Origin of the sequence: Streptomyces griseosporeus, from assembly GCF_014656055.1 — a bacterium.
Classification (GTDB): Bacteria; Actinomycetota; Actinomycetes; order Streptomycetales; family Streptomycetaceae; genus Streptomyces; species Streptomyces griseosporeus.
Map to the genome: position 1 here is coordinate 765823 of NZ_BNBR01000001.1, position 13633 is coordinate 779455.

Here is a 13633-nt window from a genome sequence, read left to right on the forward strand (position 1 = left end):
GGGGTGCCGTGGGGCGCCGCCGGGCGGGGGTGCGGGCGGCGGCAGCGCCCGCGTCGGTCACTCCGCCGCGGGCCCGGCGGGGCTGGTGCTGGGTTTCTGGGTGTAGTCCGTGGTGAACAGCGCCTCGGGGTGTTCCGCTTCCGCCCGGACCCGGCGCAGCGCGTGCACGAGTACGGATTCCGGGAGTACGGCGATTTCCTCGAAGGGGAATTCGGACAGGTCGATCAACGGTGATTCCACTGTGTTCCGTGCCTCGCCCTGTGCATCCATAGGCCGGTCCCGTCGCCCCGATCGAGTCGAGAATCCGCCACGGTGTGGAGGACTGCCGGACAGTTGTGGTTTGGCCGGTCAACCCGGCTGCCAAACAACCGACTTGCTGCCACACTGCGGAGTCTACCGGCAAGAGCGGCGCAGGGAGCGTTCAGTGACGGCGGCGCGCCACGGCGGCCCGGCATCTGTCGCGAATACGTTCGCGCGGGGGATCCGGGCGGAGATCCGACGGGAGTTCCATGGGCGCTGAAACGGAGTGGCTGGAAAGTCCCGCGCTGATTCCGTTCCACACCTTCGTGCTCAAACTGCACAGCCGTTGCGATCTTTCCTGCGACTACTGCTACATGTACCGGGCCGCGGACCAGAGCTGGCGCCGGCAGCCGCGCGCGATGTCCCCTGCGGTGATCGCGTGGACGGCGCGCCGGATCGCCGAGCACGCCCGGACGCACGGGCTGCGGGCGCTGACGGTGGCCCTGCACGGCGGGGAGCCACTGCTTGCGGGGCGGGAACTGCTGCGGCGCGCCGTCACGGAGATCGCGGGCGCGGTGGGGCCGGGGGTGGCGCTTGAGCTGTGCGTGCAGACGAACGGGCTGCGGCTGGACGAGGCGTGGCTGGAGCTGCTGGACGAGCTGGACGTGCGGGTCGGGGTGAGCCTGGACGGGGACCGGGCGGCGCACGACCGGCACCGGATGCGGCCGGGCGGCCGGGGCAGTCACCGGCGGGTCGCCGAGTCCGTGCGGCGGCTGGCCGAGGGGCCGCACCGCAGGCTGTTCGCGGGGCTGCTGTGCACGGTGGACCTGCGCAACGACCCGGTGGCCACGTACGAGGAACTGCTGCGTTACCGCCCGCCGATGGTCGACTTCCTGCTGCCGCTGGGCACCTGGGCGGCGCCGCCGCCGGGGCGGGTGCCGGGCCGGCCGGACACGCCGTACGGCGACTGGCTGGCGGCGGTCTTCGACCGCTGGTACGGCGCGCCGGAGCGGGAGACCGAGGTGCGGGTGCTGCACGACCTGGTCTCGCTGGTGCTGGGCGGGCGCTCCCGCACCGAGGGGCTGGGGCTGGAGCCGGTGCGGTATCTGGTGGTGGAGACGGACGGGTCGATCGCGCTGGACGACACGCTGCGGGTGGCGTACGCGGGGGCGGCCGGTACGGGCCTGCACGTCGCGCGCGACCCCTTCGACCGGGCACTGGACCACCCGGAGGTGGCGGTGCGTCAGGCCGGGGCGGCGGGGCTGTCAGCGGCGTGCCGGGCGTGCGCGCTGCTGCCGGTGTGCGGCGGCGGCCACTACGCGCACCGCTACCGGGCCGACGGCACGGGCCATCGCAATCCGAGCGTGTACTGCCCGGACCTGGCGGCCCTGATCCGGCATGTGCACCGCCGGGTGGCGTCCGACACGGAACGCCTGCGCGGGCGGGCGGCCGCGGTCCCGGAGGTGTGCCCGTGACGCGGGGCGCCGTGCGGCGGGACGTCCGGCTGCCCGCCGACGGGCGCGGCGGACGGCACCACCCGCGGTGCCCGGTGGCGGAGGTACGGCTGTGACCGTGGGCACTGCCCGGTCGGAGGCCGTACCGGAGGTGCGGCCGTGACCCTGCGCGCCTTCCGGCTCGACGTGTCGTTGCTGGAAGCGCTGGCCCGGGGCGGCGGGGGCGCCGGGGCGCTCCGGCTGCTCGCCGACGCGGAGTACGGCCGACGGCTGCTGCTGCTCCGCGCGGTGCTGGACCGGGCGCGGGAGCGCGGCGGCGCCGTGGCGGCGGAGGTGGCCGGCCTGTTCGCGGTGCTCGCCCAGGCCCGGCGGGCCGCCCCTGAGGCCACCCGCCGGGTGCTGGCCCATCCGTCGGTGGGGCCACGCCTGGTGGCGACCTGGCAGGCGCTGGGGGATCCGGATCCCGGTCCGGTGGCGGCCCTGCCGCTGGCGGAGGTGACGGCGTCGGCGGCCCTCGCCGCCGGTCTGCCGGCCGAGGTGACCCTGACGGCGCAGGGCCCCGGCGCGGTCCTGCCGGGCCTGGGCGCCGCGGTCCTGCCCGACACGCCGCCCGGCTCGCCGGTACGGCTGCGGGACGGCGTGCTGGAGGCGGAGGGCGGCGGTTCGGTGCGGGTGTGGGGTGTGGGGGGCCGGACGCCCCCTGGCGCGGAGGCGCGAGGAGAGACGGCCGCCGGCCCGGAAGCGCAGGCAAAGGCGCCCGTCGGCGCCGAGGCGCAAGCAAAGGCGCCCGCAGGTGCGGAGGTGGCGCAGATACGGGCGGCGGACAGTGCGCAGGCGCAGACAGAGGTGGCCGTCGGCGCCGAGGCGCAGCTACCGACGGCGACCAGTGCGCGAGCGCAGGGGCGGGCCTCCGTCGGTGCCGACCTCCAGGGCGAGGGAGAGGCCCGTTGGTGGGCCTTGCGGGTCGTGTGGGCGCCCCGAGGCGGGGGCGGGCCGCCAGGGGGCCTCGGTGGGCCGGACGGTGCCGGGCGGTCGGCGTCGGCCGTGCTGCTCGACGACGTCGACCCCGTCGCCGCCGCCGGTGCGCCGCGCGTGCGGCTCGGGGACGGTGAGGTGCGGGCCTGGCAGGCGGGGGCCGCGGCGGCGCTGCGGCTGCTGCGGGTGCGGCACCCCGGGTACGCCAGTGAGGTGGCGGCCGGGCTGCGCGCGCTCGTGCCGCTGCCCGCGGACGCCGGCGCGCACCGCAGCGGGAGCGCCGCGGAGCGGTTCGGCGGCGTGACGCTGACCCGGCCCGCCTCGCCGCTGACGTTCGCCGAGACGCTGGTGCACGAGACGCAGCACAGCAAGCTGGTCGCCGTGATGCACCTGGTCGACCTGCTCGACACCGACGCCGGTGAGCAGCCGCTGCTGTACGCCCCCTGGCGGGACGACCCGCGCCCGCCGGCCGGGCTGCTGCACGGCACGTACGCCTTCCTGTCCGTCGCCCGGTTCTGGTCCGTGGAGGCCGGCGCCGCCCGCGACCCGGAGCGGCGGTACGACGCCCAGGTGCGGTGCGCCCGCTGGCGGGAGGCGGCGGCGGAGGCGGCCGGCACGCTCCTCGCCCACGCGGACGTCCTGACCGGCACGGGGCGACGTTTCGTCACCGTCATGGACGCGGCCCTCACCGGCCTGCGGCGGGTTCCCCTGCCCGCGGCGGCCGTCCGGGAGGCGCGCCGGCAGGCGGAGGAGCACCGCACGCGGTGGCGGGCCAGCCTGGACCGGACCACGTCACCCAGGGTTTGACGGATCATCAGGTCGGTGGGTTGCCGCCGCATCCCCACGGGGTACATCTCCCGGCATATCCGGTCGTGTGCCGGACCCTGGGGGTGGTGGGGATGGGACCGGTCGTGCTCGTGCACGGCATCTGGAACGCCGAACCGGGCCTGACGCCGCGTCAGGCGGCCGAGGAGAAGGCCGAGGCGGCGGCGAAGCGGCTGCGTGAGGGGCTCGCCGCGGCCCGGCTGTCGCACATCGCCGTACCGCCGCTGGTGATGGCGTACTACGCCCATCAGCTCGCCGACGACTACCGCCCCGAGCAGCAGTCCGCCGGGCCGGACCGCCTGGAGGACCTGTCGGCCGCCCAGCTCGCGGACGCCTGGGAGTGGCTGCGGCTGGCCGGGGTCGAGCCCGTGGAGGAGCAGGCCGCGCTGCTCGCCCCGGTGCGGTGGGGCATCGGCCGGCTGGTGGCGCGGCGGGCCCGCGGTGCGGCGCCCGGGGCCCGGGACCGGCTGGCGGAGCTGCTGTCGCGGCTGGTGGTGGCCACCCTCCAGGACACCGACGCCTACACCTCGCGGCCGGCCCGGCGCCGCGCCGTGCGGGAGACGGTCGCGGAGGCGGTCCGCGGCAGCGGGGCGCGGGTGATGGTGGCGCACTCGCTGGGCAGCGTGGTGGCGTACGAGACGCTGCACGCGTATCCGGAGCTGGAGCTGGACCTGCTGCTGACGCTGGGCTCCCCGCTGGGCCTGCCCGCGCTGATGCGCAAGCTGGAGCCGGAGCCGGTGGACGGGCGCGGGGCGCGGCCGCCGGGGGTGCGGCACTGGGTGAACATCGCGGACGTGGGGGACCTGGTGGCGGTGCCGCCGCGGCTGGGCGACGCCTTCCCGGTCGACCACCACGACACCACGGACATCGGCCTGTTCGACCCGCACACGCTGGGCGGCTATCTCGCCGGCGGTCTGACGGCGGCCGCGCTCGCGCCCTATCTGGCCTGAGCGGCGTGCCGGCCGGGAGGTGGGGCGCCGCGTGACGGCGCACGCGCTGGTGGTGGGCGCCGGCGGCTTCCCGCAGCCGTCCTCGGGCGAGGAGGACCGGGCCGCGGGGCGGGTCGTGCTGCGGCCGCTGCCGAGCGTGGCGCAGGCGGTGCCGGAGGTGGCCCGGGCGCTCGACGCGGCCGGGGTGCGGGTCGCGGACCTGCTGCTGGACCCGACGCTGCGGGAGTGGGAGGACGCCTGGCGGCGGGTGCGCGAGGAGGCGGGCAAGGAGCCGGTGATCGTGCACTTCGGCGGGCACGGGCTGGTCGTGGACACGGACCTGTACCTGGCCGTGTCCGACACCGACCCGCGCCCGGGTTTCGTGCACGGCTCGGCCGTCGACGTGGAGTTGCTGCTGCGGACCGTCGACCGGGGTCCGGGCGGGCCGGTGCTGTTCCTGCTCGACGTGTGCGGGGCGGGCGCGGCGTTGCGCCCGCAGCTGGTGGCGAAGCTGGCCGGGGTGCGCCACCGCAAGGCCTGGGTGATCGCGGCCTGTCCGGCCGAGGAGATCACCTACGGGGCGCGGTTCAGTACGGCCGTCGCGGCGGTGCTGGAGGACCTGGCGCAGCGCCGCGTCTTCGTCGGCAGCGCGCTGCGGTACGTGCCCGTGGAGCAACTGGCCGCGCGGATCGACCAGGTGATGGCCCGGGCGGACGCGGCACGGGGCGAGCCGAAGCAGGACGTGGTGCGCACGGCGGACGACGCGGCGGTGCTGCCGCCCCCGCCCTTCCTGGCCAACCCGTACTACCGCAGCCGGGCCTCGGACGCCTACCTGGCCCATCTGGACGGCGGCCTGGACCATTTCGCGCAGGCCCTCGACCCGCGGTTCGACATCGTGCACTTCGCCGGCCGCGCGGCCGGCGGGGCGGGCGGCGCGGGTGTGTTCCGCTTCAGCGGGCGCAGACGGCAGCTGGCGCGGCTGCGGGAGTGGCTGGACGGCCCGGCGGGCACCGAGGACCGGCTGCTGGTGGTCACCGGCAGCCCGGGCGCCGGCAAGTCGGCGCTGCTCGGGGTGGCGGTGTGCAGCGTGCATCCGGAGCTGGAGGGGCTGCGCGCCCGGCTGGGCCTGGAGACGTTCCGGCCCCGGCCCGACCCCCGGCTGCTGGCCGTGCACGCGCGGCAGTTGACGACACGTCAGGTCGTGGATTCGCTGCACCGGCAGATCCTGGCCGCGGTCGCCGGGCCGGCGGACGGCGCGCCGTACGAGCCGGAGCGGGCGGTGGGGACCGGGGAACTCTTCGACACGCTCGCGCGGGCGGGCGGGGCGACCGTCGTGGTGGACGCGCTGGACGAGGCGGACGACCCGGAGGAGCTGCTGCGGGAGGTGCTGCTGCCGCTCGCGGGCTGCCCGGACCCGGGTGCGGCCCCCGGCTGCCGGGTGCTGCTCGGCACCCGGCTGTGGCCTGGCGCCCTGCGGGAGCTGCGGGCCGTCCTGGAGGGCCGCCCCGCGCTGCGCATCGATCTCGACGACGAGCGCCCGCAGGTCCTCGCCGACGACCTCGGCGTCTACCTGGAGAAACTGCTGGACCCGCACTACCCGGCCGGCACCGCGCGGGAGCTGGCCGCCCGGCTGGCGCACTCGGTGGAGCAGGGCGCGTTCCTGACGGCGTTCCTGTACGGCACCCATCTGCGGGCCCGCCATGCCGCGGGCGATCCGCCGGACTCCGAGGAGGCCGTCGCCGGTCTCCCGCTCGACCTGCCGGGCATGCTCGACCTGAACCTGCGGACCCTGCGCGCCGAGAACCCGTGGACGGGCCCGGTGCTGGCCGCGGTCGGCCGGGCGGCGGGGTCCGGCATGCCGCTGGAGCTGGTCCACGCGGTGGCGCTGGCGCTCGCCCCGGCCGCCCGCGGCCCCCTGCCGGCGCCGCGCCCGGACGACACCCGCGCGGCCCTGGACCACGCCCGCTTCTACCTCCGGCGCACCGCGGACGGTGACCGGCCCGTGTACCGCTTCTTCCACCAGGCCCTCGCCGACCGGATGGCGCCCCTGGCCGCCCCCGGCGCGGTGCTGCGGGCTCTGCTGGAGCAGGTGCCGGTGGTGGACGGCGTACGGGACTGGTCGGCGGCCGACCCGTACCTGCGGCGCCACGCGGCCGACCATGCGGCGGAGGCCGGCGCGGAGGCGCTGGACGCGCTGCTGTCCGACGCGGGGCATCTGCTGCACGCCGAGCCGGAGCGGCTCGCCCCGCACCTGCACCGGGCGCGCGGCGCGCGGGCCCGGCGCCACGCCGACGTCTACCGGCAGACCACGGCCCACCATCCGCTGCGGCACAGCCTGACCGCGCGGCGGGACCTGCTGGCGCTGGAGGCGGCGGTATGGCAGGACACGGACCTGGCGGCAGCGCTCGGCGCGGCCACCGGCCCTCCCCCGCCGCTCGTCCGCCCCCACTGGGCCCTGAGCCGGACGGCCGCGGCGGCCCGCCTGCACACCCTCGGCCCGCACACCGGACCGGTGCACCGGGTCCTGCTCACGGACGCGTCCGGCGGCGACGCGGGCACCGCCGTCGCGGGCGGGCCGGAGGCCCGGGCGCGGACGGAAGAAGTGACACGCGAGACGAGCGACCCGGTGCGCTCCGAGGACACGGGCGGCGTCACCGCCGCAGCGGACGCCCGTGCCCACGACGCGGGCACCGCCGGTGCGGACGGGCCGGAGGACCAGGCGCGGACGGAGGAAGTGGCACGCGAGACGGGCGACCCGGTGCGCTCCGAGGACACGAGCGGCGTCACCGCCGCAGCGGACGCCCGTGCCCACGACGCGGGCACCGCCGGCGCGGGCGGGCCGGAGGCCCGGGCGCGGACGGAGGACGTGGCACACGAGACGGGCGGCGCGGCGGGCTCCGGGGACACGGCCGGCGTCACCGCCGCAGCGGACGCCCGTGCCCGCGCGGGGGAGCCGACCGCCACCACCACCGGCGCGGAACGCCGGGCGCGCACCGGGAGCAAGGCGGTCGTCACCGCCTGGGCGGGCGGCCGGGTGCGCCGGTGGGATCCGTTGCGCGGCGAGGCGTTGGGCGGTCTCGACGGCATCGACGGGCCGGTGCGGGCGGCGGACACCGTCCGGGACAGCGACGGCCGGCTGCTGCTGGTCTGCGCCGGCGAGGACCGGCTCACCGTCCACGACCTGGGCACCGGCGCCCTGCGGCACCGCCTCGCGCTGAACGGCGTACCGCCCCCGTCCCTGCTCACCGCGCTCACCCTGCCGGACGGCGGTGCCCGTGCCGTCACGGCCGGGGACGGCCGTACGGTCCAGGTGTGGGACCTGGACGCGGGCCGCCTGCTGTTCACGCGGGACAGCCCGATGACGGTGGTCCGGGCGCTGGTGGCGGGCACCCTGCCGGACGGCAGGACGGCGATGCTGGCCGCCGGGGACGAGTACCTGGCGATGGTGTGGGACCTGAGCACCGGACGGCGGCTGCACCGGCTGGGCCCGCACGGGGACTTCGTGCGCGCCGCGGCGCTCGCCCGCCGTACGGACGGCGGGGCGGTGGCCGTCACCGGGGGCGCGGACGCCCGCCTGCACGTCTGGGACCTGTCCGACGGCCACGCGCTGCACACGCTGTCCGGCCACCGTGACTGGATCACCGCGCTGGCCGCGGGCCGGGCCGGCGGGCGCTGCCTCGCGGTGAGCGGGGACCGGCAGGGCCGGCTGCTGGTGTGGGACCTGGACACGGGCCGTCCGGTGCGGGAACTGCCCGGTCGGCAGGGCGTGATCACGTGCGTGGCGCTCTCCGGGGACGTGGGGGCGGGCCTCGTCGTCGCCGGGTGCGCCGACGGCCGGGTGGCGGTGTGGGACCTGGGCACCGGCGTCCGCACCCACGGGTTCGCCGCGCATCCCTCCGGGGTGTACGACGTCGCCGTCGGCCGCGTCGAGGACCGCCTGGTCGTGGTGAGCGGCGGCGGGGACGGGCGGGCGGTGGTGTGGGACGTGACGCCGGGAGAGGCAGGCGGAGAGGCAGCTCCCGACGGGGTCGCGGTCGCCGAGGGGGAGGCGCGCGCGGGGGCGGCCGGCGTCGACGGTACGGCCCTCGGGTGGGGCGGTCCGAGCGCCGCCGTCGCGCTGTGCGTGCCGCGTACGGGGCCCGCCCTGCTGGTCACTGCGGACGGACAGACGCTGGAGGCAAGAGAGTTCACCACCGGCAGGCGCCGGTTCCGGCTGGCCCTCCCGGCTCCCGTGCCGTGGGGGCGCGCCATGGCCGCCGCCGAGTTGCAGGACCTGGGCCGGGTGGCGGTGACGGCCGGACGTGACGGCGTGGTGCGGACATGGGATCTGACGACGGGGGCCCTGGCCTGCTCCTTCGCCGGGCCTTCCCGGCGGATCCGGACGCCGGCCGTCACCTCCCTGCCCGGCGGCCGGGCGGTGCTGGTCGCGGGCGAGGACGACGGGACGGCGACCGTCCGGGATCTGACGACCGGTGAGCTGCTGGCCGTCTTCCCGGGGCATGCCGGCCGGCTGCGCGCCCTCACCACGCCGGACGTCCCCGGTGCGCCCCCCGCCGCGGTGAGCGCCGACGACTCGGGCGCCGTCCTGCTGTGGGATCTCCTCTCCGGCGAGCCGATCACGGTCCTGACGCGCACCGGCCCGCCGGTCCACGCGGTGGCCGCCGCCGCGCTGCCCGACGGCCGTGCGGTGGTCGTCGCGGGCGGGGCGGGGGGCGAGGTCCGGCTGTGGGACCTGTCGGCGCCCGGGGCGGCGGAGCATCTGACCGGGCTGGAACGCCGGGTGAACGTCCTGGCGACGACGCGTCTCGCGGACGGCACCGTGGTGGCCGTCGGCGGGGGTGAGGACGGCCGGCTGGCGTTCTGGGACCTCGCGGCGCGTACGGAGCTGCGGCCCTCGTACCACCTGCCCGGCGCGGTGACGGCGCTCGCCGCCTGCCCGGAGGGGATCGCCGTGGCGCACACCGCGGGCACGGCCGCGCTCGGCTGGACGGCGGGGCAGCCGGCTTAGGGGGTGCCCGTCGCCCGGGCCGGGCTCCTGGCGTCCGGCCCCCGGCCCCGGCCCCCGGCTCCCGCTGTCCCGCACGCCCGAGGGGGCCGTCCGGGTGAACCCCGCCCGTGCGCACCGCTCCGGCATGCAGGCGGGCCGTGCGGGTTCTTCACTGAAGGTCCGGTGCCGTATCCGCGCGACCGCCGGGCAGCCGGGTCGCGCCGGGTCGGGCACCGCCCGCGGTACCGAGCGAGGAGGCCCCTGTGGAGACACCGGACGGACCACGCGCCGGCGGCTGGGCGTCGTACGACGCCGTCCGAGCGGACACCGCGCCGCAGCCCTCTCCCCCGCCCCTGCCCCCGCCCGCGTCCGCGTCCCCTCCCCCGTCGCGGCTCAACGCCGGGCGGCTGTGGGCGGGCGGCGTGATGACCGCGGGGGTGGCGGGGCTGACGGCGGTGGTGGCGGTGCTGCTGGTGCGCGGCGTGTTCGGGGTGTCGGTGTTCGGGCCGGCCGGCGACGGCGTACCGGCGAACACCTCCGCCACGGTCCCGGCGGTGACGGCCGCGGCCGCCGCGCTGGGCGCGACGGGGGTGCTGCACCTGCTGGCGCTGACGGTCCGGCGACCGTGCCGCCTGTTCTCCTGCCTGGTCACGCTGACCACGGCCGCGCTGGTGCTCCTGCCGTTCGGCACGGCGGCGAGCCCCGGCGAGAAGGTGGGTTCCGCCGTGGTGCGGCTCGCGGTCGGCGTCACCGTCGGGGCCCTGCTGTCGGCGGTGGGCCGCGGGGCCCTGCGCCGCGGCAGGTGAGGCGGCCTCAGCGGGAGGACGGCAGGTCCGTGGCCGGGTCGATCACCCAGTGGTTGCTGCGCAGGACGCGGTCCGCGAAGTCCACGTCCCGTTCGCCCAGCAGGCGGAAGCCCAGGGAGCGGCAGATGCCGTTGGAGGGGCCGTTGGCCGTGGCGGGGAAGGCGTGGATGTCGCCCCAGCGGTCTTCGTCGCGGGCCCGTTCCAGCAGGGTGCGCACGGCCCGCTTGCCGAGGCCGCGGCCCTGGTACTCGGGCAGCACCATCCAGCCGATCTCGGAGAGCGGCCCCTCGGCGCCGTCGTGCGACCACAGGACCACCGAGCCTGCCACCGCCTCGGGCACGGCCGGGTCGGGCACGATCATCTTGATCCAGGCGGCGTCCGCGGCCGCCTTGGCGGCGTCACGGCGTACCTTGTCGGCGATGCCGTCCCGGGGCAGCGGGCCGCCCAGCCCCGCCATCATCGCGGGGTCGCACCGCATCCGGACGTACGCCTCGACGTCGTCCTCCGTCACATCACGCAGCAGCACCACCCGGGAACCGTACCCCGCGCCACCGTCAGTCCTCGGGCCTTCCGGCCCTCAGCCCGCCCAGGACACCAGGCGTTCGCCGGTCTCCTGCTCCCGCAGCCGGGCCAGGGCCTGCTTCTCCAGCTGGCGGACGCGTTCGCGGGTCAGGCCCACGTGCCGGGCGACCTCCTGGAGCGTGCGGGTGTGGCCGTCGTGCAGCCCGTAGCGCAGGCTGAGGATCATCGCGTCGCGCGGCGCCAGCGTGCCGACGGCCTCGCGCAGCTCCCGCGCCAGGGCCTGGAACTCCGCGACCTCGGGCGCCTGGAGCACCTCCGTGTCGGGGATGAGGTCGCCGACGACCGTCTCACCGGTGTCGTCCACCGGCATGTCCAGACTGAGCGCGTCCCGTCCGACCCGGCGCAGGAAGACGACCTTGTCCTCGGCGAGGCCGCCCTCGGCGGCGACCTCCTCGACGGTGGGCTCCCGGCCGAGCGCCAGGTGCAGCCGCCGCTCCACCTTGCCGAGCTTGTGCAGCTGCTCCACGACATGGGTGGGCAGCCGTACCGTGCGGGCGTGCGTGGCGATGCCCCGCTCGATGGCCTGGCGGATCCACCAGGTGGCGTACGTGGAGAACTTGAAGCCCCTGGTGTGGTCGAACTTCTCCACCGCGCGGATCAGCCCGAGGTTGCCCTCCTGGATGACGTCCAGCAGGGGCAGCCCGCGGTGGGCGTGCCGCTTGGCCATCGCGACCACCAGCCGCAGGTTGGCCCGCACCATGTGGTCCTTGGCGGCCTGCCCGTCGCGCACGGCCGCTTCGAGGTCCCGCCGCCGCCCCTCCGCCGGCGCGGTCCGCTCCAGTTCCTCCAGGGCCCGCACACCCGCTTCGATGCGCTGCGCCAGCCGTACTTCCCCGGCGGCGTCCAGCAGCGGCGTCGCGGCGATCTGCGCCAGGTACTGGCCGAGCAGATCGGGTTCGTCGCCGGGTATGCCCGCCGGGTCGCGCCGCCGGGCCGGTCGGCCGGTGGCACGGCCGGGGGCGGCGCGGCCGGTCGTGGGGGCCGTTCGTGCCTGGGGAGGCATCGTCCCACTCCTCCTGCTGTCGCGTTCCGGGCGCCCCGGGTACCCGGCGGGCCTCCCGTGAACCACGCGCGGAGCCGGTGGCGCGAGCGGCGTACGACGACGCGCGCGGCCCGGGCGGCGTCCGCCGCGGGTCCGCCGGCCGGGCGACGCATGCGCGGGGCGGATCTCCGGTACTCGGGGACGTGCCCCCGTACGGAAGGAGCCCCCCGATGTCCCTCCCCCTGACGGTCGAGGCCCGTGCGTACGGGCTGGTGGGCGACGGTACCGGCAACGACCAGCCGGCCCTGGCCAAACTGGTCGACGCGCTGGGCGACGGCTACGAGGCGGACGGGCGGCCCCGCACGATCCGCGTCCCGGCGGGGCGGTACGTGATCCGGGACCGGCCGGTCGTGTGGCGCAGCGGGGTGTCGCTGATCGGGGAGGGCCGAGGGGCCACCTGCTTCGTGCTGTGCAACCCGGGCAGCCCCGCCGACCCGGTGCCGCTGGCCTGGTTCACCGCGCAGGAGCACGGCGCGAGCCGGGAGCGGCATCTGGCGGACGTCACCTTCGCGCACCTGGAGATCGACGGCTCGGGCGCGCGGACGACGGAGTACCACCCGCTCGCCAAGGGCCTCGGCCTGCAGTACGTGCTGCGGGGGCGGTTCACCGACCTGTACATCCACGACACCGGGGCCACCGGCTTCGGCTGCGACTTCCTCCAGGACACCGTCGTGGAGGGGGTGCTGGCCGAGCGGTGCGGGGCGCAGGACCCCGGGGAGAAGATGGGCGGGGCGGGCATCGGGATCGGCATCGGCGGCTGGGGCCGGGTGGAGCGGCTGACGGTCACGGCGTGCACGGCGACCGGGAACGGCACCAACGGCATCTTCGTCGAGCTGCAGCAGGAGAAGTGGCCGCCGCCGCGCGGCATCCGGATCACCGCCTGCCACACCGAGGACAACCGGTTCGGCATCTCCGACTGGGGCGCCGACGGTCTGCTGGTGACGTCGTGCACGATGATCGGCAACCACGAGGCGGGGTTCGACGTGTCCTCGCAGGGCACGTCGGGCGTCGGCGGCCGGGGCGGCATCGTCACCGGCTGTGTGATCGACGGCAATGTGCGCGACGGCATCGGCTTCGGCAACACGCCCGGCCCGTACGCCTTCCGGGGGAACCGGATCAGCAACAACGGGCGGTACGGCCACTGGGAGCACAACCTGGCGGGCGGCGACCGGGAACCGGCGGCGGACGTCGTGCTGGAGTCCAACGACATCCGGGACAACGCGCTCGACGGTGTCCGCTTCGACGCCGCCGTGCGCGATCCGGCGGTCCTGGGCAACCGGATCCGCGGCAACGGCCGCCGCTGTGCCCCCGCGGCGGCGGGCGGCGGTGACGGGGTGCGCTGCTCGCGGCTGTTCCTCACCGACGAGCACGCCGACTGGACGCCGGACGGGCACCGCGGGAAGCGGGTGACGGTCGGCGGGCGGAGCGCGCTGGTCATGTACAACACGGCGACCGAGCTGGCGCTGGCCCCCATCCGGCCTGGGGCCGGCACCGCCTGGGAGGACGGGCCGCCCCCGCCCGGCACCGCCTACCGGCTGCCGGACTCCCCCGGCCCGCGCGCCGGGATCACCGTCGACGCCGAGCTGTTCCGGGCCGATGTGCGGGACAACCGGGTGTGGGACGACCAGCCCGACCGGACCCAGACCCACGGCCTGTGGGTGACGGGCGCGGGCCGCTGGAGCGGCGGCCGGGTGTCGGGCAACGACTTCACCGGCAACGCGGCCGAGCCGGTACGCCTGGACAGCGCGCCGCAGGACGTCCGCTGGGGCGACGACAACGACACCTGAGCCCTC

9 protein-coding genes are annotated in these 13633 nt (G+C 77.1%); 6 read left to right on the plus strand and 3 right to left on the minus strand.

Annotated features, from left to right (window positions below; translation table 11 throughout):
• Nucleotides 1-57: 57 nt before the first annotated feature.
• Nucleotides 58-228: an FxSxx-COOH-like cyclophane-containing RiPP peptide gene (locus IE308_RS03450; protein WP_190216522.1), complete on the minus strand. Its 171-nt coding sequence runs from the start codon at nucleotides 226-228 to the stop codon at nucleotides 58-60.
• Nucleotides 229-509: 281 nt separating this feature from the next.
• On the opposite strand from IE308_RS03450, the gene IE308_RS03455 reads away from it, so the two are divergent.
• From IE308_RS03455 to IE308_RS03480, 5 genes are all read left to right on the plus strand, one after another.
• Entirely contained in the window at nucleotides 510-1715 is a 1206-nt protein-coding gene (locus tag IE308_RS03455) for an FxsB family cyclophane-forming radical SAM/SPASM peptide maturase (protein ID WP_190216523.1), read from the plus strand.
• Between the two features lie 138 nt (nucleotides 1716-1853).
• Nucleotides 1854-3476 (plus strand): aKG-HExxH-type peptide beta-hydroxylase, encoded by a 1623-nt coding sequence (locus tag IE308_RS03465; protein WP_229908683.1) that lies wholly within the window; start codon nucleotides 1854-1856, stop codon nucleotides 3474-3476.
• A 92-nt stretch (nucleotides 3477-3568) separates the two neighbouring features.
• Nucleotides 3569-4444 (plus strand): hypothetical protein, encoded by an 876-nt coding sequence (locus tag IE308_RS03470; protein ID WP_190216524.1) that lies wholly within the window; start codon nucleotides 3569-3571, stop codon nucleotides 4442-4444.
• 31 nt (nucleotides 4445-4475) lie between these two features.
• Entirely contained in the window at nucleotides 4476-9431 is a 4956-nt protein-coding gene (locus IE308_RS03475) for an AAA family ATPase (RefSeq protein ID WP_190216525.1), read from the plus strand.
• Between the two features lie 242 nt (nucleotides 9432-9673).
• Entirely contained in the window at nucleotides 9674-10216 is a 543-nt protein-coding gene (locus IE308_RS03480) for a DUF6069 family protein (protein WP_190216526.1), read from the plus strand.
• Nucleotides 10217-10223: 7 nt separating this feature from the next.
• On the opposite strand, the gene IE308_RS03485 is transcribed toward IE308_RS03480, so the two are convergent.
• Both IE308_RS03485 and IE308_RS03490 read right to left on the minus strand, forming a co-directional pair.
• Nucleotides 10224-10742, minus strand: coding sequence for a GNAT family N-acetyltransferase (locus IE308_RS03485; protein WP_190217350.1), 519 nt, complete (start codon nucleotides 10740-10742; stop codon nucleotides 10224-10226).
• A gap of 51 nt (nucleotides 10743-10793) precedes the next feature.
• Entirely contained in the window at nucleotides 10794-11801 is a 1008-nt protein-coding gene (locus IE308_RS03490) for a sigma-70 family RNA polymerase sigma factor (RefSeq protein WP_190216527.1), read from the minus strand.
• 209 nt (nucleotides 11802-12010) lie between these two features.
• On the opposite strand from IE308_RS03490, the gene IE308_RS03495 reads away from it, so the two are divergent.
• Nucleotides 12011-13627 carry a right-handed parallel beta-helix repeat-containing protein gene (locus IE308_RS03495; RefSeq protein ID WP_190216528.1) on the plus strand — a complete coding sequence of 539 codons (1617 nt, stop codon included), beginning with the start codon at nucleotides 12011-12013 and terminating at the stop codon, nucleotides 13625-13627.
• Nucleotides 13628-13633 lie beyond the last annotated feature (6 nt).

Coding starts and splice junctions, on each gene's coding strand:
- IE308_RS03455 (WP_190216523.1), top strand. CDS start 510: ATGGGCGCTGAAACGGAGTGGCTGGAAAGTCCCGCGCTGATTCCGTTC.
- IE308_RS03470 (WP_190216524.1), top strand. CDS start 3,569: ATGGGACCGGTCGTGCTCGTGCACGGCATCTGGAACGCCGAACCGGGC.
- IE308_RS03490 (WP_190216527.1), bottom strand. CDS start 11,801: ATGCCTCCCCAGGCACGAACGGCCCCCACGACCGGCCGCGCCGCCCCC.
- IE308_RS03495 (WP_190216528.1), top strand. CDS start 12,011: ATGTCCCTCCCCCTGACGGTCGAGGCCCGTGCGTACGGGCTGGTGGGC.